Here is a 24,870-nt window from a genome sequence, read left to right as displayed (position 1 = left end):
CCGTGGACCTCTCGGGGCGCTAGCGTTGCTCCATCCGATCGAATGGAGGGACGTGGTTCGTGGCACAGCAAGAGGTCACACGTAAGCGGGAGGTCTGGTCGGGCCGGTCGGTGTTCATCATGGCCGCGATCGGTTCGGCCGTCGGACTCGGCAACATCTGGCGTTTCCCGTACATCGCATACGAGAACGGGGGTGGCGCATTCCTGATCCCCTATCTGGTCGCGCTGCTGACCGCGGGCATCCCGCTCCTGCTGCTCGACTACGCGATCGGGCACAAGTTCCGTGGATCGCCGCCGCTGGCCTTCCGTAGGCTGCGCCGCGGAGCGGAGTTCATCGGCTGGTGGCAGGTGCTGGTGTGCTTCGTCATCGGCGTGTACTACGCCGTGATCGTGGCGTGGGCCGCTCGGTACACCTTCTTCTCGTTCACCGAAGCGTGGGGTGACGACCCCGAGGGCTTCTTCATGAGTTCGTTCCTCGACCAGGATCCCGACGCGACCTTCGGGCTGAACTTCGTCCCCGGAGTGGCGTGGACGCTGCTCCTGGTGTGGATCGCGACGCTCGCGGTGCTCGCCCTGGGCGTCCAGCGGGGTATCGGCAATGCCAACCGCTTCTTCGTGCCGCTGCTGGTCGTGCTGTTCGGCGCGCTCGTCGTCCGGGCACTGACCCTCGACGGGGCGACGACCGGCCTGGACGCCTTCTTCAGCCCGAACTGGTCGGCACTGACCGACACCGGAGTGTGGATCGCCGCCTACGCACAGATCTTCTTCTCGCTGTCCGTCGCCTTCGGCATCATGGTGACCTACGCGTCGTACCTCAAGCGCAAGACGAACCTCACCGGTTCGGGACTGGTCGTCGGATTCTCCAACTCGAGCTTCGAGGTGCTCGCCGGAATCGGTGTCTTCTCCGCACTGGGCTTCATGGCGCAGGCACAGGGTGTCGAGGTCGGCGAAGTGGTCGCGGGCGGGATCGGCCTCGCGTTCATCGCCTTCCCGACGATCGTGTCGGAGATGCCGGGCGGCCCGATCTTCGGTGTCCTGTTCTTCGGCTCGCTCGTCTTCGCCGGTTTCACGTCGATGATCAGCATCATCCAGGTCACCGTCTCGGCCTTCCAGGACAAGACCGGCCTCGGCCGGGTACCGGCGGTCCTCGCCATCGGCGGCGTCTCGGCGATCGTGTCGTTGCTGCTCTTCCCCACCACGACCGGCCTGAACACCCTCGATGTGGTGGACCGCTTCGCGAACCAGTTCGGCATCGTCGGCGTCGCCTTCGTGTCGCTCGTGGTGGTCGCCTGGCTCTACCGCCGTCTGCCCGAACTCCGCGACCACCTCAATTCGGTGTCGTCGTTCAAGGTCGGCAAGGGCTGGATGGTGTTCACAGGGGTGATCACCCCGCTCGTGCTCGGGTACATGCTGTTCAGCGAGATCCGGGATCGTGTCCGCGACGGTTACGGTGGTCTGCCCGACAGCCTGGTCACGGCCTTCGGGTGGAGTGTCCAGGCCGGCGTGATCGTCCTCGCCGTACTGTTGGCGTTCATTCCGTGGCGTAAGGGCATCGATCGCGAGTACGAACTCGACGAGAACCGCCCGCTCTCCCCGTCCGCCCAGGCCCCTGTGTCGGCAGAGAACACCCCGAACGAACCCGGCCCCTCGTCCCCCGGAGGTACACCGTGAGCACAGCAGCGGTCGCCATGATGCTGCTCGCCCTGATCACCCTGTGGGGTGGTCTCGCACTGAGCATCCTTCATCTGCGCAGACATCCGGACGATCCGGACTGACCGTCACGACCGGCCGCGAGGATGTCGGTTCGGTAACACCACGGGGCGGCGCTCTGGCAGGGGCGCCGCCCTTGTGGTCTCCTGGGACGGTCACACTCTAAACCTCTAGTTTAGAGTTAGACAGAGACCAGTCCGGTGCCACGATCCCGAGGAGAGCCCCATGAGCCGCAGACACCGCCGCCGACCCCACCGCTTCACGGCGGCCGCATCGCTCGCGCTCGCCGCCGGCCTGATGCTCCCCGCCGTCGCCGCGGCGGATCCGGCGCCGGCGGATCCTCCGGTCGCAGCACCCGCCGAAAGCCCGCTCTCCGGGATCCTCGGCGCCCTCCGCGCGCTGCCCGGCGGCGATCCGGTGGCACTCGCCGCGGCCGAGGCCATCGCGAACGCACGCGGAAGCGCTGTCGACGCAGCCGAATCGACACCCCTCGGAGCCTACGAGGACGGGATGGAGTTCCTGCGCCGCCTCGGCATCGAACCGTTCCTCTACCCCACCGGCGCCCCGTTCTGCACCGCCGACGGCGACCTCCCCCTGGGAACCGTTCCGGCGATGGCGGGCGCGCTACCCGGCCCGTGGCCCGACTACGACCTCGCGCCCCTGCCGGGAACCGTGAACGTCGTCGACCCCGCCGAAACCCTCTTCGCCTTCGTCCCCCTCGGCCTCGAGAGCGACGCGGACGCGTCCGGAATGCAGCTGGCCTGGTTCAACATCAACACCTTCCAGGGCGGGTTCGTGCCGATGGGGACACCGGAGCAGGCGGCCGCAGGAGCCATACCGACCTCCGTCCCGCCTCAACTCCGCGGCGTCGTCGAACAGGCGATCGAGCGCTTCATCGCCGACACGCTGCCCATGGGTGGCGTGCGGGTCGCGCCGGTCGAGACGGGCTCGGGAACCGTGCTGTCGGCAGTCTTCGGCACGGTACAGAACGGCGAGGCCTCGTGCTTCTTCCTGCCCACGATCGGCATCGTGGACGTTCCGGCCCCCTGATCGACGTCCGGCGGCAGCGGGCGGGTGTCAGCCCGCCCGCTGCCGCGCGTTCAAGCGCTCGAACACGAGCGTGACCGCGGTGTCCATGTGGGCGAGCACGTCGTCGACGCCGTACCTTCCCGCAACCCAAGCCACGAGCGAGGACATCCAGACGTCCGCGATGATCCGTACGGCGTTGAGCACCTCTTCGGTGACGATGTCGATCCCCGCCGCCTGCGCGAACAACAGGGTGAGGACATCGCCGAGGCGATCGAGTTCGGGCGCCGAGGACGCGTCGGCGAACATCGCCGCCCGGACGAGGGCGTCGTACCGCAGCGGATTCTCGGAGAGCCGGGGCAGAACTCCCCGGAGTACGCCCATGAGACGTTCTGCGGCACTGTCGCCGGGAATCTCCGCGGCGGCGATGCTTTCGGCGGCCCGCTCGAACTCGAGCACGAGTGCCACCACGAGCAGATGGTTCTTCGACGGAAAGTAGCGATAGACCGTGCCGAGGGCGACACCCGAGCGGTCGGCGACCGCCCGCATCTGCACCGCGTCGTATCCGCCTTCCGCGGCGAGTTCTTCGGCCGAAGCGATGATCCGCATGTACCGCGCCCGCTGCGCGGGCCGCAGGCCCGCACCGGGTGACTGCGCGGACGCGAGGCCCGCCCTCGACGGCTGCGCCGACGATTGCCCCTCGTTCACGGCCCCCGTCGTCGACTGCTCCGTCATCACGCCACCTTCCGTTCCTACCCGTTCGAGGATAGTTCAGCGTGGCCCGGCGCCTTTCCGGAGCCGTCCCGAGGGCTTTTCCGGACAGGTGTCCGGAAATCTCTTCCCTCAGGATGTAGAACGCGTTACATTTTCTGCGTCATCTTCAGGAGAGGGGCAATCGTGCGCCACGGAATCACCCTGTTCACGAGCGACCGGGGAATCCGGCCCGACGTCGCCGCCGCAACCGCGGAAAGCCGCGGCTTCGACAGCTTCTACGTCCCCGAGCACACCCACATCCCCGTCCACCGCCGATCCGCCCATCCCGGAACGGGCGACGCGTCGCTGCCCGACGACCGCTACATGCGCACCCTCGACCCATGGGTGGCACTCGGTCTCGCAGCCGCGGTGACATCGACGATCACGCTGGGCACATCGGTCGCGCTGCCCCTCGAGCACGATCCCATCACCCTCGCCAAGACCGTGGCGAGCCTCGATCACCTCTCCGGCGGGCGCGTGCGCTTCGGAGTCGGATTCGGATGGAACGCAGAAGAACTCGCCGATCACGGGGTGCCGCCGAAGCAGAAGCGAACCGCCCTGCGCGAATACCTCGAAGCGATGCAGGCCCTGTGGACGGAGGAGGAGGCGTCCTACGAGGGTCGCTTCGTGAGCTTCGGATCGAGCTGGGCATGGCCCAAACCCGTGCAACGGCCACGCCCGCCGATCTTCCTCGGCGCGGGGTCGACCGACCGGAACTTCGAATGGATCGTCCGTTCCGCGGACGGCTGGATCACCACGCCTACCGAGAACAACGTCGTCGACAACCTCGCGCGCCTGCACAAGGCGTGGGCGGACGCCGGGCGCTCCGGGAACCCCGAGATCCTCGCGCTGGCAGGGCGGTACGACGGCGAGCAACTGAAGCGCTGGGAGGACGCCGGGGTCACCGAGGTGATCTTCGGCCTGCCCGACCGCTCCGCCGAGGACGTCGTGGCGTACATCGACCGGCTCGCTTCGAAACTCGACCACTGATCGCCTACCGGAACGGAACACCATGAGCACCGACCTGCACCCCGTCCCCGCCGACCGGGTCACCGACTGGGACCACGAGGCCGACGTCGTCGTCGCCGGCTACGGCATCGCCGGAGTGTCCGCCTCCATCGAAGCAGCCCGCGCCGGCGCCGAGGTGCTCGTCCTCGAACGGACCGGCGGCTGGGGTGGCGCCGCCTCGCTGTCGGGCGGGATCGTCTATCTCGGGGGCGGCACCGGACTGCAGAAGGCGCTGGGCTTCGAGGACACGCCCGAGAACATGAAGACGTTCATGCTCGCCGCCCTCGGGCCGGGTGCCGACGAAGCCAAGATCACCGAGTACTGCGAGGGCAGCGTCGAGCACTACGACTGGCTCGTGGCCAACGGTGTCGTGTTCAAGGAGAGCTTCTGGGGTGAGCCCGGCTGGGAGATTCCCGGTGACGACGGGCTCATGTACTCCGGAGGCGAGAACTCGGCGCCGTTCAACGTGATCGCCAAGCCCGCTCCGCGCGGGCATGTCCCGCAGATGACCGACAAGCGAACGGGCGAGAAGGGTGGCGGGTTCATGCTCATGCAGCCGCTCTCGCAGGTCGCCGAGGAGCTCGGCGTCCGTGCCGAGTACGACGTGCGTGTGCAGCGGTTGATCGTCGACGCCGGGGGCCGTGTCGTCGGTGTCGCCGCCAAGCAGTACGGCAAGGATGTGCACATCCGCGCCCGGCGTGGAGTGGTCCTGGCGACCGGCAGTTTCGCCTACAACAAGGAGATGGTCGAGTCGTACGCGCCGCAGCTCAGCGGCCGTCCGGGAGCCGCGATCGAAGAGCACGACGGACGCGCGATCCGCATGGCACAGGCGCTCGGCGCCGACCTCGCCCACATGGACGCCACCGAAGTGGCCTTCTTCGGCGACCCCCAGCTGATGGCGCGCGGCATCCTCGTCAACGGGCGCGGTCAGCGATACGTCCCCGAGGACACCTATCCGGGCCGCATCGGCCAGCTGACGCTGCTGAAGAACGACAACCAGGCCTATCTGATCATCGACGAAAGCGCCTACGACGAGGGCTGTGCAGCAACGAGTTCGACGCCTTTCTTCCGATTCCGGCCGAAGTGGGTCGCAGAGACCGTCGCCGAACTCGAATCCGACATGGAGTTGCCGGCCGGAACGCTGCAGGCGACGGTCGAGGTGTACAACAGGCACGCCGCGGAGGGGAACGATCCGGTGCTGGGCAAGAAGAGCGAATGGGTCGCACCCATCGGGTCCCCGGTCGCCGCACTGGATCTGCGCAATTGCACCGCGGGTTTCACGCTCGGAGGACTGCGCACGTCGGTGAACTCGGAGGTGCTGCACGTCTCCGGAGAGCCGATCCCGGGGCTGTACGCCGCCGGGCGGTGCACGTCCGGAGTGTGCGCGTGGGGCTACGCCAGCGGCACCTCTCTCGGTGACGGAAGCTTCTTCGGACGTCGCGCGGGGATCTCGGCCGCCAAGAACTGAAACACACTCGATCGCGGCGCCGGAGAACACTCCCCCGGCGCCGCGTCGTTCATTCTCGGAGGTCTCGCCGCACGATCCGGTCCGCGCCGTACTCCGCGAGCGCGGCGATGGTCATCGACGGGTTGCACGCGCCGGTCGAGCCGGGCACCTTCGCTCCGTCCACGACGTAGAGTCCGCGCTGGCCGTGCACCCGGCCGGCCTCGTCGCAGACCGAACCGAAGGGGGCACCACCGAGCGGGTGGAAGGTGTTGACGTCCACCGCGTTGATGTCGATCACGACCGCCGCGGGCCCGGCGATCCGACGGATCCGCGTCTCGATCGCGCGGGTGAGGTCGCGGTCGTAGGCCTGATCCCAGTGCAGCACCGCGTCGTCGCGTCCGGCGTCGTAATGCCATACCCCCGCGCCCTTCACGACCCCGAGCCCGATCATCGTCGTCGTCCCGACATCGACAGGGAACGGCACCGGACCGTTGACGATCATGAGCGATCCGGCCGGGTCGGTGTGGTCCCGCATGCCGACACATGCCGGGCCGCCCTGGCGGTCACCGGCGCCCACGAGCGGGCCCGTCACGGCGAACACCCTGTCGCCGTTGTTCCCCCAGCCGGTGCCGACACCGTCCGGCAGATCCGGGACGAGGCCCTTCGCCCGCGCCTTGACGAGCAGACGGGTCGTGCCGGCCGAACCCGCACCGAGGAACAGGGCATCGGAGACGAGCCGCTTGCGTTCGAGAACCGTTCCGTCCGTGCCGATCCTGTCGACGTGTGTGATCCATGTGCCGTTCGGCGCACGTTCGATGTCGGTGACCCGGTGCAAGGGAGCGACCGTGACGAAACCCGTTCGTTCGGCCTCGGCGAGATAGGTGACGTCGACGGAGAACTTGCCACCGTTGTTGGCCCCGTAGATCACGTCACCGGTGGTGTAGGACGGCTTCACCTCGCCCCGCAGTTCCCGGCGCGCGAACTCCCAGTCGATGCACATCGGGACACGGAAGGTCTCGTGGCCTTCGGCCGCGGCCCGTTCGAGGAACCGCCGCGACGTCAGGTACCGCTCGTGGTTCAGGATGTCGTCGGGCACGGTCGCGACACGCAGCATCCGCGCCACCCGCGGGTAGTGATCGGATGCGAGGAGGTCGTAGTCGATCGCGGACGACACGGACTGCGCGAATCGCTCCGCATCCGGCTGCAGGGTCATGCCGTGATAGGCCAGCGAACTACCGCCGACCCCGGCGCCGCACAGGATGTCCATGCCGCGGCCGGGCACCCTTTCGATCAGGCCCGTGTAGGGCTCGGTCGGCACGGGCGGGGTCCCGGGCATCACCGGGGCCGGCGACAGCCACGACATCCGCCGATCGGGTTGCAGCATGTGCGGGAAGGTCTCCGCGTTCGGACCGGTGGGCCAGCGGATACCGCGTTCGAGGACGAGCGTCCGGATCCCGGCCCGCCCCAGGTGCATCGCGGTGATCGCACCGCCGAATCCGCTCCCGACGACGACGGCGCGGTGACGTTCCTCGATGACCTCGGCGCGGGCTCGCGGGATCGGTGACCACGAGTACGCGGCTGCGCCGACGCCACCGACCACGGCTCCACGCAGGAAAGTACGACGCGACAGCGCGGTATTCACCGACGGTTCTCCTCGACGGGTGTCAGACGACCGTGAGCGGCAGGGGAATTCCCCGATCGCGGAACTCGAAGGACGAGCCCGAGCTGAAGCGGGTGACAGCCACCTCGGCGCATTCCTTCGCGGGATGCTCGTCGCGGACGATCTCGACGACGAGGGCGTCCTCGTCCTCCGAGACCACCCGAGTGGAGAAATGCGGGTCGACGCCGCGCACGAGAGCGTCGAGCGCACCGAGGTGATCGGCATCGATCAGCGTCGGCCACGCCCCGTCGGTAGCGGCGCCGCCGCGTCGGCCGATGCGCAGCTCGAGCGCGCCGCCGTCGTCGCACAGGACCCGCTCGACGTACTGGCGCGGCGCGAGCAGGGGATGGACGTCGAGTACCGTGGCCAGGCCGTCGAAGGTCGCCGGTAGGTCGAGGACGCGGCGGATGCGCTCCGCTGTCAGTCCCGCGATCCCCGTGAGCTGCTTGCGGGCGAGTTCGAGGGCCGACTGCTCGTCGGTCCGTTTGCGCACTCCCATGAGGAAGCCGAGTGCGAGCATGTGGTGTTGCAGGCACACCTCTTCGGCGATGCGCACGAGCGCGGACTTCGAGAATTCGCCGAACCGCAGATCGGACAGCAGCGGGCCGGAGTAATCGTGCCGGCCCTCCCCCTCACGGTCGACGGGACTCAGTTCCACCGCGACCGCCACCGTCCGGCCCAGCGCTTCGGTGTGCGGCGCGACAGCCGGCGGCACGTGGGAGGGGTCGATGGTGACCGTCCACGCGCAGTGGGGATGCCGGTCGGCGGGACTGCGCGGAGGACGATGGATCGGGCGCACCTGCACGTGCGGGTTCGTCGCGAGCGCGGTCGCGTCGAAGGTGGGGTCCTCGATCTCGTGGCACATCGCGGTGACATAGGCGTCGCCGAGTGGTTCGACGTCCATCAGGGCACCGCAGTGGTCGAGCCGGAACTCACCGTGATCGCGGTCGTGGACGCGATAACGGAAGTCCATGAACTGCGGAGGTGCGCCGATATCGAGTTGCATCCCCTTGAAGATGGTGACCACGTCGTCGCCCTCGAACCGCAGAGCGCGCTGCATCCGCCGGGTGTACCAGGGTGACGAGGCCTGCCATTCCTCGATGGCGACCTCCGTCATTCCCTCCCGCCCGAAGGCGGAGATCAGGTGCGCCATGCCCGAACGGTCGATGAGCTGGCCGCACAGCAACAGTTCGGGTACGAGCGCAGCGAGATCGGACCGGGAGAGCGCAGCAAACGATTCACCGGCCTCCACGGCCCTCACCACAGCGGAACCGGTGACTCACCGACCCGGTACCAACCGGGCAGCCGGGTCTTCGAGGTCGATCGTTCGATGCGTGCGTTCATACCGTCGGAGAGCGCGTTCGCAGTGATCATCTCGAGGAACAGATGCGAGACGTTGCCGAAATCGAAGAAGTCGCGCTGCCAGGACCACCGGAAGTCGCCGCCGTAGCGAAACCAGCTTCCGCCGATACCCTGCACCGAATAATGGTCGCCGTTCTCCCGGGTGGCATCGGCGACCTGCTTCCAGAACCCGATGACGTCCCCGGATCGGTCGTCCACGACGAACTGCTGATAGGGGTATTGCCAGCCTTCGAGGCCTGCCATCTCCTGTCCGAGGGCGAGTTCGCGGATCTCCTCACGCCCGACCGCCATGAACTCGTCCTTCGGCCCGTAATTCCAGCCGTAGGTCGCGTCCTCGGTATACATCTCGGCCAACGGTTTCCAGTTGCCCTCGGCCTCGGCCCGCTTGTTGGCGTCGACCCATCGGGTGATCATCTCGTCGAGCTCGGCGCGATCGAACGTGGCCATCCGGTCTCCTGATCTTCAGTCTTCGACGATGCGAAGGGCTTGTGTGGGGCAGTACTTCACCGCGTCTTCCACGGCGGGACGCATCCCGTCGGGCACAGGGTCGAGAAGGATTTCCACCTCGCCCCGCTTGGCGACGGCGAACACGTCCGGAGCTTCCATCGAGCACATGGCGTGTCCCTGACACAGATCGAGATCTGCTTCGATCCTCATCTCGCGAACCTCACTTCCGGGCGCGACGCCGGTACCGCACGGTGCACGGCTGTGCGAGCTGGACCACCATCTTCGAATGGTCGTTCCGGTAGCTCTCGAGCGGCTGCGCCGGTTCGAACTCGAAGTCGCGCAGCAGGACAGAGAATATGGCCTTGAGTTGCATGAGCGCGAACGCCGCTCCCACACAGCGATGCCGGCCCGCCCCGAACGGGATCCAGGTCCATCGGTTGACGATGTCCTCCTGGTTCGGGTCGATGTAGCGTCCGGGATCGAAGGAGTCCGGATCCGGGAAGTCCTCCGGGATGCGGTTCGAGATCGCCGGGGTGGCACCGACGAGATCACCCTGCGCAATGCGATATCCTCCGACCTCGAAGTCGCCACGCGCGACCCGCAGCAACAGGATCAGCGGTGGATGCAACCTCAGGGTTTCCTTGAGAACCGCTTCGAGAACCGGGATCTGCCGCAGCGCATGGAAGCTCACGCTCTCGCCGTCGGCGTAGAGGGCGTCGAGCTCCTCGGTGACCCGGCTCATGTACTCCGGATTGCGCAGCAGTTCGATCAGGGCCCACGCCGCGGTCCCCGAGGTGGTGTGGTGGCCGGCGAACATCATCGAGATGAAGATGCCGGTGATCTCGTCGGCACCGAAACGTTCGTTGCCGTGCTCGTCCACGATCGAGACGAGCACATCGAGCATGTCGCGATCGTCCTTGCCCTTCGGCGGATTCGCGATGCGGCCGTTCATGATCTCCTGCACGAGTGCGACCAGTCCGCGGCGCGCCTCGTCGCGCCGGCGGAAGCTCTCGATCGGCGCGTACGGGTCGACGAACGCCAGTGCATCCGTGCCTTTTTCGAGATCGTGATAGAGATGCGCGAAACGCCCGTCGAGCTGGTCGCGGAACTTCTTGCCGATCAGGCATGCCGACGACGTGTAGATGGTCAGCTCGGCGAAGAATTCGAGCAGATCGATCTCGCCTTCGTCACCCCATCCGGCGACCATGTCCTGCACTTCGCGGTCGATGGTCGCGGCATGGCCCTTCATCTGCTCGCCGCGCAATGCCGTGTTGTGGAGCATCTCCTTGCGCCGCTCGGGACTGGCATCGAAGACGACACCCTCGCCGAAGACCGGCTTCATGAACGGATAGGCCGCCTGCTGGTCGAGTTCTTCGTCGTCGGCGCGGAAGAAGAATTCGTTGGCTCCCGCACCGGAGAGCAATACGACCTTCTTGTCGGCGAGCCGGAAGACGCCGACGTCACCGCATTCCTCGCGGACCCGGCGCATGAGCGAGATGGGATCGGTGCGCAATTCTTCGAGGTGGCCGTGTTCGTGCTCGCCACCGGATACCTGCTGGGGATCGACGAGAGTTGTCATCCGTTGCCCTTCCGGAGGGGTGCTTCGGGTTGGACCTCGATCAGCACGAGGTGGGACCCGCGGGGTGCCGACACCACCGCGACCGCGGCCGACGCGATGTCCGACGCGCGGAGGAAATAAGGGTGACGAGCGAATCCCCAGCGTTCCCAGTCACCCAGCAGGGGTTCGAGAACCTCTGCCGGCGCGCTCATTCCGGCGGCGGTCTGGGTCGGTCCGGGACGGACGACCGACGCGCGCACCCCGGTGCCTTCGAGTTCCATGCGCATCTCGCGCACGAGTGCCTCGAGTCCGGTCTTCGCGGCGACGTACGCGCCCATCCTGGGCCGGGGGACGTCGGCACAGTCCGAACCGATGACGACGAAGTCGCCGCGCCTCCGTTCGATCATGCCCGGAAGCACGCGATGGGCGAGTCGTTGCGTACCGACCAGGTGCACGTTCACCTGGAACGCGAAACGCTCGGGATCCATCTCGTGCGGCAGTGCGAAGTCCATGTCGCCTGCACCGGAGACGACGATCTCGGTGGGTCCGAGCGCAGCCTCGGCGGCGGAGACGAATTCGTCGACCGAGTCGGTGGACGCGACGTCGAGGAAGTGCGCGTACGCCTCCCCGCCTTCGGCGCGGATCTTGTCGGCGACGGCCTCGCATTCCTCCACCCGCCGCGCACCGAGCGCGACCGGATGGCCGAGTTCCGCGAGAGCGTAGGCGGTGGCCGTTCCGATGCCGGAGGACGCTCCGGCGACGAGCGCGGGACGCCGCTCGGGGTGGGGTTCGAATCTAGGCATGTCGTTCGGTGACCTCTACGGGCAGGGCTGCGAAGCCTCGGACGTTGGTGGAGTGGACACGTTCGCAACGGTCTTCGTCGATCTCGTAGTCCGCGACGCGTCGTGCGAACTGTTCGAGTGCGATATTGGCTTCGAGACGGGCGAGATGAGCACCGAGACAGAAGTGCACTCCCCCACCGAAACTGGCGATCTTCTGGGAACTGTCGCGCCCGATCCGGAACTCGTCGGCGGCATCGAAGACGTCGGAGTCGCGGTTGGCGGATCCGATGAGCAGCAGGACCTTGTCGCCGGAACGGATGGTGGTGTCGTGCAGGTCGATGTCCTCGACGGCGGTGCGGGCGACGATCTGGCTCGACGTGTCGAAGCGGAGGGTCTCCTCGACCCATTCCGGGGCGCGGGCAGGATCGTGGAGCACCTGCCGGGCCTCGGACTTGTAGTGCGCACCCCAGTACAGAGCATTCCCGAGGAGTTTCGTGGTGGTCTCGTTTCCCGCGACCACCATGAGGAACATGAAGCCGATGATCTCGTCGTCGGTGAGCCGGTCGCCTTCGGTCTCCGCGACCATCAGCGCCGAGGTGAGATCGGAGGTCTCCTTCCGCCTGCGTTCGGCGAGCATGTCGGCGTAGTAGCCGACCAGGTTCAGCGATGCCTCCATAGCGGCGACCGGTACGTCGAGGACACCCTCCTCGCGGTGGACGACGAGGTCGGCGAGCCGGCGGATCTCGTCGCGATCGGATTCGGGCACGCCCATGAGTTCGGAGATGACGTCCATGGGGAGCTTTCCCGCGAAGTCTGCGATCCAGTCGAATCGTCCGGCGTCCACAGCAGGTTCGAGATGGCGCAGGGTCAGTTCGAGGATGCGTCCCTCGAGGTCGGCGACGCGACGCGGGGTGAACCCCGTGGAGACGAGCCGGCGCATCCGCATGTGACGCGGGTCGTCCATCGCAAGGAAGGACATCACCTTGTGCGCGTTGGGGCCGTAGGCGGAGGGATCGAGAGAGACGCCGTTGGCGCTCGAGAGCCGGGTGTTGTCGCGGAAGGCGGCGACGACATCGGCGTGGCGGGACAACGCCCAGAATTCGAGGTCGGGATTGAAATAGGCCGGCGCCTCCTCACGGAGGCGGCGATAGGTGGGATACGGGTCGTCGTGGAAGGAGTAGTCGTACGGATCGAACGTCGGAGGGCCGAGAGAGGCCTGGATCATGGATCACTCCAATAGAAGTCGGGCTGATGTCTCCAGCCTGTCGGCGAGTTTCTCGTAGGTGCCGTAGCCCATGCCGGCCCGGACCAGCGCTCCGGCGTAGAGCAGTTCGAGTGCTTCGAGTACGTCCGGATCGGAATCGGCGCCGAGTGCCACCGAGATCCGGTTGCGGATGTCGAGTCCGATACGGGCGCGCAGATGTTCGACATCCGGATCGTGACCGAGCAGCGCGCTCGTGACGGCTGCCGCGAGTTCGGGCTCGTCCGCCATCAGCAGGGCGATCCCGCGCAGGACCGCGACCACCCGATCGGCGCGGTTCTCCGGTTCGGCGTCGGTCGCGGGAGCGTTGGCGAGCCGTCTCCAGAACACTTCTGCGACCAGGTGTTCCTTGGACGAGAAGTAGGTGTACGCCGTGGCGGGGGCGACCCCGGCACGAGCGGCGACCATCCGGACCGTCAGGCCCGCGAATCCCTCCTCGCGGAGGACGTCGACCGCGGCCTGCGTGAGCCTCGCGACCGTGTCGGCCTGCCTCTCGGTCAGGCGGCGACGGGTCGATTCGAGATTCACGTTTCTGGACACGTGTCTGGACATTACTACGGTTGATCGGGACCGGCAATGCCCACCACGACCGCGGGGTGAATTCACGTCTGTCGCGGGTGGATACGGACCGGCATGGACTTGATGCCGTTGATGAAGTTCGATCGCAGCCGCCGCGGCTCGCCCGCGAGTTCGACCCGGTCGATGCGAGCGGCGAGCGTCTCGAACATGATGCGCAACTCGAGGCGCGCCAGATGTGCACCGAGACAGAAGTGCACGCCCGTCCCCCCGAAGGCCACATGCGGATTGTGTTCCCGCCCGATGTCGAATACCTGCGGGTCGTCGAAGACCTCCTCGTCGCGGTTCGCGCTCGGGTAGTAGACGATCACCTTGTCGCCGCGCTCGACCTGCTGGTCGCCGATCGACACCGGGCACGTCGGCGTGCGACGGAAACCGAGCACGGGGCTGACCCAGCGCAGGATCTCCTCCACCGCACTGTCGACGAGACCGGGATCGTCCTGCAGCCGACGCCACTGCTCGGGATGATCGACGAAGGCCTGCATGCCACCCGAGATGGCGTTACGCGTCGTCTCGTTGCCGGCGATCACGAGCAGGATGAAGAACATGTCGAATTCCATCTCGGTGAGCGTGTCGCCGTTCTCGTCGGGACACACGAGTCTCGAGACGATGTCGTCGCGTGGTTCGGCACGACGCTGCGCGGCGATCTCGTTGGCGTACAGGAAGATCTCGGCGGCCGCGAGCTCACCGTCCTGCTGGGTGGTGCCGTATTCGGGGTCGTCCCAGCCGATCATGCGGTTCGACCAGTCGTACAGCTTCCCCACGTCCTCGGCCGGAGCACCGAGCAGTGCCGCGATCACCTCGAGTGGCAGCGGTGCCGAGACCACCGGGACGAAATCGATCACCGCACCGTCGCGCGCCGCCTCGATCGCGTCCCCCACGGTGCGCTCGCAGGTCCGCCTGATGCGCTCCTCGAGCGTCTTCACCATGCGGGGCGTGAACCCGCGACTGACGAGCTGCCGCAACCGGGTGTGGTCGGGCGGGTCGAGATTGAGCAGCATCGACGCCTGTTTGAGCCGGGTTTCCTCGTCGAAATCGTCGATCTGGGTGGTGCCGAGCGCCGACGAGAAGGTGGCGCTGTCTCGCGAGACCGCGATGACGTCGGCGTGGCGGGTGACCGCCCAGAAGCCCGCGCCCGCGGCTTCGGGTTGCCGGTGGACCGGACACGTGCGCCGGAGTTCGGAGAAGTAGTCGTGCGGAACCCCGGTGGTGTAGAGATCGGGATCCTTGAGATCGGTGCGGGAAGTGGTCATGGAGCCGCCCTCGTCGCGAATTTACGAATAGACTTCGTTTACAAACTACTGCTCTTCGTTTCGAATGGAAGACCCTTAGACTGATTTCATGGCAGGCGACAATTCCCGGCCCGTGAAGCGGCGCACCCTGACCCGCGACAAGGTCGTCTCGGCCGCGGTCGGGATCGTGGACGAGCTCGGATGGGACCGGCTCACGATGAGCACCCTGTCGTCGCGACTGGGAATCGTCACGGCGTCCCTGTACAACCACGTCCGCAATCTGGACGACGTGCGGGCCGCCGTGCAGATCCGTGCGATGTCCGATCTCGGATCACGCCTGCGCGAGGTCGCCATGGGCCGCAGCGGCGTCGACGGGCTACGCGCCCTGATCGACGCCCACCACGCCTGGGCGATCGAACACCCCCGCCGCTACGGCGCACTGACCACCGCACCGGTGGACCGCGACGGGCTTCTCGCGGCCGCACTCGACGCCAACGTCGCCCTGCGGACGATGCTCGCCTCCTGCGGCGTGCCCGAGGAGCAGACGCTGGAGGCCGCGATCGGCATGTTCGCCGCTCTTCACGGTTTCGCAGTCCTCGCCGGCAACGGATTCCTGGGCGACGAACTCGACCTCGACCACATCTACGAGACCGTCGTGCGCGGCGTTCTGGCCGGCGTGGCCCTCGATCCCTCGAAGACACGCTAGAGTGAGATCCATCAACTGAGTACGTCCGTCATCAGATGGAGGGGTCATGCGGACGATCGACACTCTCGGCGATCTCGTCTCGCCGCTCGGCGGAACGATCAACGCCGCGAACGTGATCATGCAGCTCGCCGTCCCCGGCGTCGGGCAAGGGGTGGTCGACAGCACGGTCGATTCCGGGCGCGCCGATCTGCACCCGGTCAAGCGTGCTCGCACCACCGGCACCTATCTCGCCGTGGCCGTCTTCGGTACCGACGACGATCGCGACTTCGTGCGCGAATCCGTCCGGCAGATCCACGCCCGCGTCGTGTCGGCCCCCGGAGAGCAGGTGCGCTACAGCGCCAACTCGCCGGCACTGCAGCGCTGGGTCGCGGTGTGCCTGCTCAAGTACTTCATCGACCAGCACGAATTCCTCTACGGCCCCCTCACCGAGGACGAGTACCGCCGTATCCTGCGCGACGGCGCGAGACTGGGCACCACGCTCGACGTGCGCCCGGAATCGTGGCCGACGACCCGCGAGGAGTACGACGAACTCTGGAAGGCGGGCGTCGCGGAGATCTCCATGAACGAACGCGTACGCGACTATCTCACCGAACTCTGCAATCTGAGTTTTCTCGAGGTCCGGCTCGGCGTGTTCGGCCGCGCGATCCACCGCGTGCTCGGCGCGCCCTTCGAACTCGTCACCCGCGGTGCACTCCCACCCGAATTCCGCGACGTGATGCACTACGAGTGGACCGCCGACGACCAGCGTCGCTTCGATCGTTATCTCGTGACGGTCCGCCGGATCCACCGGCTGACTCCCGGCGTGTGGCCGCTGCTGTGGAAGACCTATCTCGTGGAGATGCGGATGCGGCGGCGCCTCGGACTGCGTGTCTTCTAGTCCTCGGGGCGTCTTCTAGTCCTGCGGGAACAGCTCCGCGAGTTCCTCCAGGGTCCAGGGTGGCTCGGTCTCGTGGTCGCGCCACGCCAGAAGGGCGGGCGCCGGCTTGTCGAATCGCCCGACGAAGCACCCCGAGCCGGCATAGATCCGGCCGGTGGTCTTCGCGAGGTCGCTCACGAGGAAGGCGTACAGGCGCGCGACGTAACCGGGCGGTGCAGGATGACGTGATCCCTCGTAGGTGAGGTCGTCGAGCAGGCCACGTTCGTGCAAGCGCGCGATGTGCTGTTCGTAGTCGTCACCGGTCGACAACCGGGTCCGGGCTCCGGGACACACCACATTCGCCCGGACTCCGTGCTCTCTCAGCTCCGCTGCGATCGCCATGGTCAAGCTGTTGACCGCTCCCTTGCCTGCGGGATAGCCGGTACCGCCGAAGTCGCCGAGAAAGGCGAAGGATCCGGTGTTGACGATCGCTCCTCTCCCCTGTCCGACGAAGTGTGGAGCGAACACCCGGCACGTGCGGAAGGTGCCCGTCAGGTGCGCATCGATCAGATCGCTCCACTGCCGGTCGGTGACGGTGAGTATCGACGAACCGGGTGGTTCCGCCGTACCTGCACAGTTGATCAAGGCGTCGGCCGAACCGAACTCCCGCAGGGCGGTGGCGAGGAGCGCCTCGGCGATACCGGACGCGGCCGCCGAGCCCGGCACGCCGGCCACCCGGCCACCGGCCGCGGTCAGCTCGGCGACGGTCTCCTCGACGGCCGCCGGGTCGCGGCCGTTGACCACCACGCATGCGCCCTCGTCCACGAGTGCCTGTGCCACCGCCCGCCCGATCCCGCGACTGGACCCGGTCACGACCACCGTCCGATCCGCGAGCGCCGTCGAATTGTTCTCGGCCATAAGGTTCCCCGTTCACCCATTGCGCTGCCTCGAGTGACCGAACTATAGTCCAGACACCTGTCCAGAACAGAGGGAAGGTCTCATGACGCTTCGCCCCACCGACAGCTCCACCCTCCTGATCGACGGAAAACTCCTACCCGGCAGCGGGGGCACCTTCGCGATCACCGACCCGAGCAACGAGGAACTGCTCGGGTACGCCGCCGAAGCGACCGCGGCCGACATGGACGCCGCGATCTCCGCCGCTCGCCGTGCATTCGACGAGACCGGCTGGTCACGCGATCCCGCCTTCCGGGCGCACTGCCTGAGACAACTGCGCGATGCGCTCCGCGAACACATCGAGGAACTCCGCGAGCTCACCATCGCCGAGGTCGGCGCTCCTCGATTCCTCACCAGCGCAGCACATCTCGAAGGCCCCGTCGACGACCTGCTGTACTTCGCCGATCTCGCCGAGAACTACGCGTGGAAACAGGATCTCGGCAACGCCGCACCCATGGGCATTCCCACCCACCGCTATCTGCTGCGAGAACCGGTCGGGGTCGTCGGCGCGATCACCCCGTGGAACTTCCCCCACCAGATCAACTTCGCGAAGATCGGGCCCGCCCTCGCCGCCGGGAACACGGTCGTCCTCAAACCGGCCCCCGACACCCCCTGGTGCGCAGCCCTGGTCGGGCGCATCGCCGCCGAGAACACCGACCTTCCGCCAGGGGTTCTCAACATCGTCACCTCCACCGATCACGGCCTCGGAGCGCAACTCACCGAGGATCCCCGGGTGGATCTGATCTCGTTCACCGGATCCACGGCCACCGGCCGTGCCGTGATGCGTGCGGCATCGGAGACCCTCAAGAAGGTCTTCCTCGAACTCGGTGGCAAGTCCGCCTTCCTCGTCCTCGACGACGCCGACCTCCGCGGTGCCTGTTCGATGGCCGCCTTCACCGTCTGCACCCACGCCGGGCAGGGATGCGCGATCACCACCCGCCTCGTCGTCCCTCGCGAGCGTTACGACGAGGCGGTCGCACTGACAGCGAAAGCGATGAGCGGTATCCGGCCCGGCGATCCCCGTGATCCCGGCACCGTGTGCGGTCCGCTCGTCTCCGAACGTCAGCGGCAACGCGTCGAGGGCTACATACGCCTCGCCGTCGAGGAGGGCGGGACCATCGTCACCGGCGGTGGCCGGCCGGCCGAACACGATCGCGGATTCTTCGTCGAACCCACACTCGTCTCGGGACTCGACAATTCGGCCCGCGCCGCCCGGGAGGAGATCTTCGGGCCTGTGCTGGTGATCCTGCCCCACGACGGGGACGACGATGCCGTCCGCATCGCCAACGATTCCCCCTACGGCCTGTCGGGCGCGGTGTACGGCACGGACCCCGATCGCATCGCGCGGGTGGTCGCCGGGGTGCGGACCGGAACGCTCGGGGTGAACGGCGGAATCTGGTACGCCGCCGACGCGCCCTTCGGCGGATACAAGCAGTCCGGGATCGGCCGCGAGATGGGCGTGGCCGGTTTCGAGGAATATCTGGAGACGAAACTCGTCGCCGAACCCGCCGTCTGACCTACCCTTTCGAAAGGACTTACAGGATGGCACGTTTCACAGAACGCACGGCGGTCGTCACCGGCGCGGCCCAGGGAATCGGCGAGGCGTACGCCCGGGCGCTCGCCGCCGAGGGAGCGAACGTGGTGGTCGCCGACATCGACGCCGAACGAGGCGAACAGGTCGCCAAGCAGATCGTCGCCGACCACGGGACCGCCACCTTCGTGCCGGTCGACGTCGCCGACCCCGCGTCCGCCGAGGCGCTGGCGAACTCCGCGGTGGAGATCTACGGCGGCATCGACCACGTGGTCAACAACGCCGCCATCTACGGCGGCATGAAACTCGACCTGCTGCTGACGGTTCCGTGGGACTACTACAAGAAGTTCATGAGCGTCAATCTCGACGGCGCCCTGAACGTCACACGCGCCGTGTGGCCGCACATGACACAGAAGGGCGGGTCGATCGTCAACCAGTCGTCGACGGCCGCCTGGCTGTACTCGGGTTTCTACGGTCTCGCGAAGGTCGGCATCAACGGCCTCACCCAGCAGCTCGCCGTCGAACTCGGCGGGTCGAACATCCGCATCAACGCGATCGCACCCGGTCCGATCGACACCGAGGCGACCCGCACGACCACCCCGGCGAACATGGTCGCCGACATGGTGAAACAGCTGCCGCTCAAGCGGATGGGCACCCCCGGCGATCTCGTCGGCATGTGCCTGTTCCTGCTCTCCGACGAGGCATCCTGGGTGACCGGGCAGATCTTCAACGTCGACGGCGGGCAGGTGATCCGCTCGTGACCGACTCCCCCGACACCACAGCCGTCCGGGTCGGCTGTATCGGACTCGGCAACATGGGCGCTCCCATGGCACAACGACTGCTCGGGCGACCCGGCGGCCTGACCGTGCTCGACACACGGCCCGAGGCGGTGGCGCCCCTCGTGGAGGCCGGTGCCTCCTCGGCGGCCTCGCCGGCCGAACTGGCCGCCGAATGCGGCATCGTCTCCGTCACCGTCCTCGACGATGCGCAGGTGCGCGAGGTGGTGACCGGACGGGACGGCTTGCTCTCCACCGCCCGTCCGGGCACTGTGGTGGCGATCCACTCGACGATCTCCGACACCACCGCGGTCGAACTCGCGGAACTGTGCGCGAGCCGGAACGTCGATCTCGTCGACGCACCCGTCAGCGGTGGGGCACCGGGTGCGAAGAACGGCACCCTCGCTGTGATGGTCGGGGCGAGCGACGATGCCTTCGCGAAGATTCGCGAGCCCTTCGGCCACTTCGCATCCCTCGTCGTGCACGCGGGTCCCGTCGGGTCGGGAACCCGGATGAAGCTCGCGCGCAACCTGCTGCACTTCGTCTCGTTCACCGCGGCGACGGAAGCCCAGCGACTCGCCGAAGCCGCCGGCCTCGACATCACCGAACTCGGCAAGGTCGTCCGTCACACCGACGCGATCACCGGCGGCGCCGGCGCGATCATGTGGCGGGAGAGCACGTCGCCTCTGGCGCCGGAGGATTCGTGGTTCCCGATCTTCTCCCACGTGCGCGCGCTCGGCGAGAAGGACCTCTCGCTCGCACTCGAGCTCGGCGACCGGCTGGGAGTCGAACTCCCGCTGGGAACACGTGCCCTGGCCGATCTCGGTCCCGGGCTCGGTGTGGGCCCCGGCGACGTCGCGCAGACCCGTTCCCGGAAGGAGCACGCATGACGGACGAGACCCGCCGCCGAGGCCTGGACATGATGTCGAAGGTGTACGGATGGGAGATGCAGGACGGACCGGGTGACCATTTCGCCGTCACCGCCGACCATCTGTTCGCAGACATCTGGTCGCGGCCGGGATTGAGCATCCGGGACCGGCGCCTGCTGCTCCTCGGTGCGCTCACCGCCCAGGGCCTGACCGACGTCGCGGAGATCCAGATCGGTGCTGCTCTGCACAACGAGGAACTCGACGAACAGCAACTGCGTGAGATCGCGCTGTTCCTGTGTCACTACGTGGGATGGCCCCTGGGCACCAAGCTCGACTCGACGATCGGCAGCGTGCTGCACAAGCACCGGGTGGCGAACCGGTCGTGAACGCTCCGGCGACGCCGGTCCCGGGTCCGGCCTGCCCGGAACTCGGGTTCTACGGTCTGGCCGGGCACGCGGAGGATCCGAGGGAGCTGCTCGACGAGCTCGTCGTCGCCGAACGGATCGGGCTCGGGTCGGTCTTCCTGTCCGAACGATTCGACACCAAGGACGCGGCCGTCCTGGCGGGGGCAGCGGCCGCGACGACCCGCACCCTCGGGATCGGCACCGCAGCGACCAATCCGCACACCCGGCATCCCCTCGTCAGCGCGACGATGGCGACCACTCTGCACCGGATGAGCCGCGGCCGGTACGCCCTCGGTCTCGGTCGCGGATTCGACCTGCTGTTCGACCTCATGGGGCTCGAGCGAGTGACCTCCGCGCGGCTCGAGGACACCGTCGGGCTGTTGCGAACGATGTGGAGCGGTGGGGCCGTCGTCGACCACCGCGGGGCGGCCGGGACGTTTCCCTATCTGCGACGCACAGCCGACGGCGCGGACACCATCCCGATCCTCATGGTCGCCCTCGGCGACCGCACGCTCGAAACGGCGGGTCGCCTCGCGGACGGCGTCGTGCTGCACACCTTCTTCACCGACGACACTCTCGCGCGCGCCGCGCGGACGGTGCGGCGTGCTGCCGACGAGGCCGGGCGTGATCCCTGTTCGGTGCGCATCTGGTCGGTACTCGCGACCGTCACCGATGCCCTTCCCGAGGAGGCGCGCTTGCGCAGACTCACCGGACGTCTCGCCACCTACCTGCAGGGATACGGCGATGTCCTGATCCGCGCCAACGGGTGGGATCCGCAGGTGCTCGGCCGTTTCCGGGACGACCCCGCGGTCCGGGATCAGACAGGACCGATCGACGCCGCTCCCGTCCCGGTCCTGGAACACATGGAGTCGCTGCTTCCCGGCGAGTGGCTCGCCACCTCCGCCACCGGCAGCGCCGAGCGGTGCGCCGCACGCATCGCCGACCAGTTCGCCGCCGGTGCCGACAGCGTGATCCTGCACGGGTCCGCGCCGGCCGAGCTCGCTCCGGTCGTCGCCGCGTGGCGCAGTCGCCGCGACACACAGCGTTTCGCCTCCCTGCCCGCCAATCCCGGATGGAGCACGCGATGACCGGCCTGTTCCTGTCCGTCGACGAGTTCACCCCCGACCGCCTGTCGCCCGTGCTGGGCGGCACCGTGCGGTCGGTGGGCATCGAACGGATCGGGACGGGCCAGATCGGTCTGTGTTATCGGCTCACTCTCGCGGGTGACGACGTGCCCTCCACACTCGTCGCGAAGCTCCCGGCGTCCGACGAGGCGACACGCCGGATGCTCGCCGGCGCGTACCGCGGGGAAGCCCGCTTCTACAGCGATATCGCCTCGTCCGTCGCGGTGCGGACCCCGGCCTGCTATCACGTCGCACTCGGCGCAGACGGGGAGTTCACCCTCCTCCTCGAGGACGCCGCCCCCGCGCGTCCCGGCGACCAGCTCTCCGGTTGCGATCCGGACGAAGCCCACGATGCGGTGCGCAACCTCGCCGGGCTCCACGGTCCGCGCTGGTGCGACCCCGGCCTGCACGAACTCGACTGGCTCACCCCCACCGACGGAGCACAGGCCCGGCTCCTCGCCGAGTTGTACGGACAGGCGATCGAGGCCTCCTTCGAGGGGCTCGGGGACATCGTCGCCGCCGGGGATCGCGACACGCTGCGGGCGTGCGCGGACGTCACGGAGGCGTGGGCCCTCGCGCGAACCCGCCGCTTCGCGCTGCTGCACGGCGACTACCGCCTCGACAACCTGCTGTTCCCACCCGGCGGCGAAGCCGGTGTGGTGGCGGTGGACTGGCAGACCCTGACGGTGGGGCTGCCCGCACGCGATCTCTCCTATTTCATCGGTACGGGGCTGTCGATCCCGGCGCGGCGCGAGCACGAGAAGGCGCTCCTCGCCACCTACCACCGCGCGTTGCTGTGCCACGGCGTCGACGGCTACGGACTGCGGGAATGCTGGGACGACTACCGCTTCGCCATGCTGCAGGGTCCCCTCGTGTCGGTGTTCGGTTACGCCTACGGCACGAGAACCGAGCGCGGCGACCGCATGTTCGCGGCGATGCTCGCGCGGTCCTGTGCCGCCATCCGCGATCTCGACAGTCTCACGGTGGTGGCGCAGAACGTCGGCCGACGGCACGGATGAGTAGTGTGACGTGGAAGACACCGCACTACGCGAGAAGAACGGAGATCCATCCGATGTCCCGCCCCACCCCGATCCACCCCGCCACGCTGCCCCGTGAGGCGATCGAACTCGCGGAGGCAACAGCGGGTTTCATGCCCCGAGACGAGGGAACCGCTCTGCACGAGGCGGCGGTGCATTATCTCGGTGACGGTGTGGGCGTCGAGATCGGCACATACTGCGGGCGCTCGACCGTCTATCTCGGCGCCGCGGCGAAGGCCACCGGCGGCACCATCGTCACCGTCGATCACCACCACGGTTCGGAGGAACATCAACCGGGTTGGGAGTACCACGATCCGGCACTGGTCGACCCTCACACCGGCAGGCTCGACACGGTCGGCGCTCTCCGCCACACCCTCGCCGACGGCGATCTCGAAGCACAGGTCGTCGCGGTGGTCGGCAATTCACCTGTGGTGGCGTCGTTCTGGCGCACACCGGCATCGTTCGTGTTCATCGACGGTGGGCACAGCAGCGAGGCGGCACGGGCCGACTACGACGGCTGGGCGCGGTGGGTCCGGATCGGAGGAGCCCTGATCATCCACGACGTCTTCCCCGATCCGAAGGACGGCGGCCGACCACCCTACGAAATCTATTGTCTCGCACTGGAAAGCGGTGAATTCGTGGAGAAGTCGGTGACGTCCTCACTCCGCGTGCTCGAACGGACCTGCGGCACGGTCGGATCCGTACCGGGCACGTGAACCGTCAGACGAACACCGGACACCCCTCGGTGCAGCGGTCGTCGCCCATGCGGTGCGTGGGCGACGCGGCGTCCCGGAAGACGGCGTTCCCTCCCGTCGAGCGTGACAACGCATCGGCGGCGAGGACGACCGCGGCACTGGTCCACGAACTGACCTCCACCGGCCACCTCTTGCCGTCGGCGTAGACGAGCCCGGTCCAGTAGGAGCCGTCCGGATCGCGCAGATGCTGCATGGCAGCGAACAATTCGCGCGCACGACCGTCGTATCCGAGAGCATCGAGAGCCAGCACCAGTTCGCACGTCTCCGCCCCGGTGACCCACGGCCGGTGATCCACACAGCGGATCCCGAGACCGTCGACGACGAAATCCGTCCAGCGGTCCCGGATCCGTTGGTGCGCTTCGGGTCCGCGCACCGCCCCGCCGAGTATCGGATAGTACCAATCCATCGAGTATTCGGGTTTCGGTGTGAACGCCTCGGGATGCCGGCGCAGGGCGTGCCCCAGGCGGATCAGCGCGACCTCCCATTCGGGTTGCGGCTCCCCGATCAGGTCGGCGATCCGCAACCCGCAGTGGAGACTCTGGTGGATACTCGAACATCCGGTGAGCAACGCCTCGTCGAACATGCCACCTTCGCCACGAGCCCAGGAGATCCGGCCACCGGGCAACTGCATGTCCACGACCAGATCGAGCGCGGCCCGTACCGTCGGCCACATGTGCTCGACGAACCTGCGATCACCCGTCACGAGATGGTGGTGCCACACACCCACAGCAATGTAGGCCGTGAAATTGCTGTCGGTGTCGTGGTTCTCGACGACATCGCCGCGGAATCCGATGGGCCACGACCCGTCGTCCCGCTGCGTGCGGCGCGACCATTCGAAGGCGGCCTCGGCCTCCTCGCGCAATCCGGTGGCCGTCAGAGCCATGGCGGATTCGATGTGATCCCACGGGTCGGTGTGACCGCCGGGGAACCACGGAACGGCACCGGACGATTCCTGCATCCGTGCGATGGCCTGTCCGGTCGCGAGGCACTGTTCCTGTGAGAGCACGCCGGGAACCGAGGGCATCACCGCCGGCGCG

General features: G+C 67.6%; 26 protein-coding genes. 14 read left to right on the top strand and 12 right to left on the bottom strand.

All coding sequences use genetic code 11. The annotated features are described in order from the left end of the window. Positions 1-59: 59 nt before the first annotated feature. The 3 genes from MOM01_RS12155 (at position 60) to MOM01_RS12145 (ending at position 2,759) form a co-directional block, all read left to right on the top strand. Positions 60-1,670 (top strand): sodium-dependent transporter, encoded by a 1,611-nt coding sequence (locus tag MOM01_RS12155; RefSeq protein ID WP_241385682.1) that lies wholly within the window; start codon positions 60-62, stop codon positions 1,668-1,670. Next, positions 1,667-1,774, top strand: a complete 108-nt coding sequence (locus MOM01_RS12150; RefSeq protein ID WP_241385681.1) for a methionine/alanine import family NSS transporter small subunit — start codon at positions 1,667-1,669, stop codon at positions 1,772-1,774. Before MOM01_RS12155 ends, MOM01_RS12150 begins: the two co-directional genes overlap by 4 nt. Before the next feature lie 160 nt (positions 1,775-1,934). Then, a complete protein-coding gene (locus MOM01_RS12145) occupies positions 1,935-2,759 on the top strand; it encodes a hypothetical protein (RefSeq protein WP_241385680.1) in 825 nt (274 codons plus the stop codon). A 27-nt stretch (positions 2,760-2,786) separates the two neighbouring features. Here MOM01_RS12145 and MOM01_RS12140 read toward each other — a convergent pair whose 3' ends face one another. After that, on the bottom strand, positions 2,787-3,470 hold the full coding sequence (locus MOM01_RS12140) for a TetR family transcriptional regulator (protein ID WP_241385679.1): 684 nt from the start codon (positions 3,468-3,470) through the stop codon (positions 2,787-2,789). Positions 3,471-3,632: 162 nt separating this feature from the next. Here MOM01_RS12140 and MOM01_RS12135 point away from each other — a divergent pair, with 162 nt between their 5' ends. Beyond that, positions 3,633-4,478 carry an LLM class F420-dependent oxidoreductase gene (locus tag MOM01_RS12135; protein ID WP_241385678.1) on the top strand — a complete coding sequence of 282 codons (846 nt, stop codon included), beginning with the start codon at positions 3,633-3,635 and terminating at the stop codon, positions 4,476-4,478. Between the two features lie 22 nt (positions 4,479-4,500). Next, positions 4,501-5,964: an FAD-dependent oxidoreductase gene (locus MOM01_RS12130; RefSeq protein WP_241385677.1), complete on the top strand. Its 1,464-nt coding sequence runs from the start codon at positions 4,501-4,503 to the stop codon at positions 5,962-5,964. Between the two features lie 49 nt (positions 5,965-6,013). On the opposite strand, the gene MOM01_RS12125 is transcribed toward MOM01_RS12130, so the two are convergent. The 9 genes from MOM01_RS12125 to MOM01_RS12085 all read right to left on the bottom strand — a co-directional run bounded on the left by MOM01_RS12125 (position 6,014) and on the right by MOM01_RS12085 (position 14,842). After that, the gene (locus MOM01_RS12125; protein WP_241385676.1) at positions 6,014-7,585 is read right to left on the bottom strand and encodes a GMC oxidoreductase; all 1,572 of its coding nucleotides are present in this window, start codon (positions 7,583-7,585) and stop codon (positions 6,014-6,016) included. Positions 7,586-7,607: 22 nt separating this feature from the next. Next, a complete protein-coding gene (locus MOM01_RS12120; protein ID WP_374112296.1) occupies positions 7,608-8,867 on the bottom strand; it encodes a hypothetical protein in 1,260 nt (419 codons plus the stop codon). Beyond that, on the bottom strand, positions 8,861-9,412 hold the full coding sequence (locus tag MOM01_RS12115; protein ID WP_241385674.1) for a nuclear transport factor 2 family protein: 552 nt from the start codon (positions 9,410-9,412) through the stop codon (positions 8,861-8,863). The genes MOM01_RS12120 and MOM01_RS12115 overlap by 7 nt, the downstream gene beginning before the upstream one ends. Before the next feature lie 15 nt (positions 9,413-9,427). After that, a complete protein-coding gene (locus MOM01_RS12110; RefSeq protein ID WP_241385673.1) occupies positions 9,428-9,622 on the bottom strand; it encodes a ferredoxin in 195 nt (64 codons plus the stop codon). 10 nt (positions 9,623-9,632) lie between these two features. Beyond that, positions 9,633-10,991, bottom strand: coding sequence for a cytochrome P450 (locus MOM01_RS12105; protein ID WP_241385672.1), 1,359 nt, complete (start codon positions 10,989-10,991; stop codon positions 9,633-9,635). Beyond that, positions 10,988-11,773, bottom strand: a complete 786-nt coding sequence (locus MOM01_RS12100) for an SDR family oxidoreductase (RefSeq protein ID WP_241385671.1) — start codon at positions 11,771-11,773, stop codon at positions 10,988-10,990. The genes MOM01_RS12105 and MOM01_RS12100 overlap by 4 nt, the downstream gene beginning before the upstream one ends. Continuing rightward, positions 11,766-12,977, bottom strand: coding sequence for a cytochrome P450 (locus tag MOM01_RS12095; RefSeq protein WP_241385670.1), 1,212 nt, complete (start codon positions 12,975-12,977; stop codon positions 11,766-11,768). Before MOM01_RS12095 ends, MOM01_RS12100 begins: the two co-directional genes overlap by 8 nt. Positions 12,978-12,980: 3 nt before the next feature. Continuing rightward, positions 12,981-13,541 carry a TetR/AcrR family transcriptional regulator gene (locus MOM01_RS12090; protein WP_241385835.1) on the bottom strand — a complete coding sequence of 187 codons (561 nt, stop codon included), beginning with the start codon at positions 13,539-13,541 and terminating at the stop codon, positions 12,981-12,983. Between the two features lie 74 nt (positions 13,542-13,615). Then, positions 13,616-14,842: a cytochrome P450 gene (locus MOM01_RS12085; RefSeq protein WP_241385669.1), complete on the bottom strand. Its 1,227-nt coding sequence runs from the start codon at positions 14,840-14,842 to the stop codon at positions 13,616-13,618. Positions 14,843-14,930: 88 nt separating this feature from the next. On the opposite strand from MOM01_RS12085, the gene MOM01_RS12080 reads away from it, so the two are divergent. Both MOM01_RS12080 and MOM01_RS12075 read left to right on the top strand, forming a co-directional pair. Beyond that, positions 14,931-15,527 carry a TetR/AcrR family transcriptional regulator gene (locus MOM01_RS12080; protein ID WP_241385668.1) on the top strand — a complete coding sequence of 199 codons (597 nt, stop codon included), beginning with the start codon at positions 14,931-14,933 and terminating at the stop codon, positions 15,525-15,527. A gap of 46 nt (positions 15,528-15,573) precedes the next feature. Further along, positions 15,574-16,404: an oxygenase MpaB family protein gene (locus MOM01_RS12075; RefSeq protein ID WP_241385667.1), complete on the top strand. Its 831-nt coding sequence runs from the start codon at positions 15,574-15,576 to the stop codon at positions 16,402-16,404. A gap of 15 nt (positions 16,405-16,419) precedes the next feature. Here the strand turns inward: MOM01_RS12075 and MOM01_RS12070 are convergent, their stop codons facing one another. Next, positions 16,420-17,301: an SDR family NAD(P)-dependent oxidoreductase gene (locus MOM01_RS12070; protein ID WP_241385666.1), complete on the bottom strand. Its 882-nt coding sequence runs from the start codon at positions 17,299-17,301 to the stop codon at positions 16,420-16,422. Positions 17,302-17,383: 82 nt separating this feature from the next. Between MOM01_RS12070 and MOM01_RS12065 the strand changes: the two genes are divergently transcribed. Genes MOM01_RS12065 through MOM01_RS12035 form a run of 7 tightly spaced genes read left to right on the top strand, consistent with a single transcriptional unit; the run spans position 17,384 to position 23,794 of the window. Then, positions 17,384-18,853: an aldehyde dehydrogenase gene (locus tag MOM01_RS12065; protein ID WP_241385665.1), complete on the top strand. Its 1,470-nt coding sequence runs from the start codon at positions 17,384-17,386 to the stop codon at positions 18,851-18,853. 26 nt (positions 18,854-18,879) lie between these two features. Beyond that, a complete protein-coding gene (locus MOM01_RS12060) occupies positions 18,880-19,629 on the top strand; it encodes an SDR family oxidoreductase (protein ID WP_241385664.1) in 750 nt (249 codons plus the stop codon). After that, the gene (locus MOM01_RS12055; RefSeq protein ID WP_308196984.1) at positions 19,626-20,534 is read left to right on the top strand and encodes an NAD(P)-dependent oxidoreductase; all 909 of its coding nucleotides are present in this window, start codon (positions 19,626-19,628) and stop codon (positions 20,532-20,534) included. The genes MOM01_RS12060 and MOM01_RS12055 overlap by 4 nt, the downstream gene beginning before the upstream one ends. After that, a complete protein-coding gene (locus tag MOM01_RS12050) occupies positions 20,531-20,899 on the top strand; it encodes a carboxymuconolactone decarboxylase family protein (protein ID WP_241385663.1) in 369 nt (122 codons plus the stop codon). The genes MOM01_RS12055 and MOM01_RS12050 overlap by 4 nt, the downstream gene beginning before the upstream one ends. Next, the gene (locus MOM01_RS12045) at positions 20,896-22,005 is read left to right on the top strand and encodes a TIGR03857 family LLM class F420-dependent oxidoreductase (protein ID WP_241385662.1); all 1,110 of its coding nucleotides are present in this window, start codon (positions 20,896-20,898) and stop codon (positions 22,003-22,005) included. The genes MOM01_RS12050 and MOM01_RS12045 overlap by 4 nt, the downstream gene beginning before the upstream one ends. After that, entirely contained in the window at positions 22,002-23,060 is a 1,059-nt protein-coding gene (locus MOM01_RS12040; RefSeq protein WP_241385661.1) for a phosphotransferase family protein, read from the top strand. Before MOM01_RS12045 ends, MOM01_RS12040 begins: the two co-directional genes overlap by 4 nt. Before the next feature lie 53 nt (positions 23,061-23,113). Next, the gene (locus MOM01_RS12035) at positions 23,114-23,794 is read left to right on the top strand and encodes a class I SAM-dependent methyltransferase (protein WP_241385833.1); all 681 of its coding nucleotides are present in this window, start codon (positions 23,114-23,116) and stop codon (positions 23,792-23,794) included. Between the two features lie 4 nt (positions 23,795-23,798). On the opposite strand, the gene MOM01_RS12030 is transcribed toward MOM01_RS12035, so the two are convergent. Further along, positions 23,799-24,857, bottom strand: coding sequence for a prenyltransferase (locus tag MOM01_RS12030; protein ID WP_241385832.1), 1,059 nt, complete (start codon positions 24,855-24,857; stop codon positions 23,799-23,801). Between the last annotated feature and the right edge of the window lie 13 nt (positions 24,858-24,870).

The organism is Rhodococcus sp. CH91 (assembly GCF_022554085.1).
Classification (GTDB): Bacteria; Actinomycetota; Actinomycetes; order Mycobacteriales; family Mycobacteriaceae; genus Rhodococcus.
The sequence above is the reverse complement of the archived record's forward strand: the minus strand, read 5'-3'. Positions and strand labels throughout refer to the sequence as shown.

What these genes read in the sequence shown, in the direction of transcription:
- MOM01_RS12145 (WP_241385680.1), top strand. Translation starts at nt 1,935, where the DNA reads ATGAGCCGCAGACACCGCCGCCGACCCCACCGCTTCACGGCGGCCGCA.
- MOM01_RS12140 (WP_241385679.1), bottom strand. Translation starts at nt 3,470, where the DNA reads ATGACGGAGCAGTCGACGACGGGGGCCGTGAACGAGGGGCAATCGTCG.
- MOM01_RS12130 (WP_241385677.1), top strand. Translation starts at nt 4,501, where the DNA reads ATGAGCACCGACCTGCACCCCGTCCCCGCCGACCGGGTCACCGACTGG.
- MOM01_RS12115 (WP_241385674.1), bottom strand. Translation starts at nt 9,412, where the DNA reads ATGGCCACGTTCGATCGCGCCGAGCTCGACGAGATGATCACCCGATGG.
- MOM01_RS12110 (WP_241385673.1), bottom strand. Translation starts at nt 9,622, where the DNA reads ATGAGGATCGAAGCAGATCTCGATCTGTGTCAGGGACACGCCATGTGC.
- MOM01_RS12105 (WP_241385672.1), bottom strand. Translation starts at nt 10,991, where the DNA reads ATGACAACTCTCGTCGATCCCCAGCAGGTATCCGGTGGCGAGCACGAA.
- MOM01_RS12100 (WP_241385671.1), bottom strand. Translation starts at nt 11,773, where the DNA reads ATGCCTAGATTCGAACCCCACCCCGAGCGGCGTCCCGCGCTCGTCGCC.
- MOM01_RS12095 (WP_241385670.1), bottom strand. Translation starts at nt 12,977, where the DNA reads ATGATCCAGGCCTCTCTCGGCCCTCCGACGTTCGATCCGTACGACTAC.
- MOM01_RS12085 (WP_241385669.1), bottom strand. Translation starts at nt 14,842, where the DNA reads ATGACCACTTCCCGCACCGATCTCAAGGATCCCGATCTCTACACCACC.
- MOM01_RS12080 (WP_241385668.1), top strand. Translation starts at nt 14,931, where the DNA reads ATGGCAGGCGACAATTCCCGGCCCGTGAAGCGGCGCACCCTGACCCGC.
- MOM01_RS12075 (WP_241385667.1), top strand. Translation starts at nt 15,574, where the DNA reads ATGCGGACGATCGACACTCTCGGCGATCTCGTCTCGCCGCTCGGCGGA.
- MOM01_RS12070 (WP_241385666.1), bottom strand. Translation starts at nt 17,301, where the DNA reads ATGGCCGAGAACAATTCGACGGCGCTCGCGGATCGGACGGTGGTCGTG.
- MOM01_RS12065 (WP_241385665.1), top strand. Translation starts at nt 17,384, where the DNA reads ATGACGCTTCGCCCCACCGACAGCTCCACCCTCCTGATCGACGGAAAA.
- MOM01_RS12060 (WP_241385664.1), top strand. Translation starts at nt 18,880, where the DNA reads ATGGCACGTTTCACAGAACGCACGGCGGTCGTCACCGGCGCGGCCCAG.
- MOM01_RS12050 (WP_241385663.1), top strand. Translation starts at nt 20,531, where the DNA reads ATGACGGACGAGACCCGCCGCCGAGGCCTGGACATGATGTCGAAGGTG.
- MOM01_RS12040 (WP_241385661.1), top strand. Translation starts at nt 22,002, where the DNA reads ATGACCGGCCTGTTCCTGTCCGTCGACGAGTTCACCCCCGACCGCCTG.
- MOM01_RS12035 (WP_241385833.1), top strand. Translation starts at nt 23,114, where the DNA reads ATGTCCCGCCCCACCCCGATCCACCCCGCCACGCTGCCCCGTGAGGCG.
- MOM01_RS12030 (WP_241385832.1), bottom strand. Translation starts at nt 24,857, where the DNA reads ATGCCCTCGGTTCCCGGCGTGCTCTCACAGGAACAGTGCCTCGCGACC.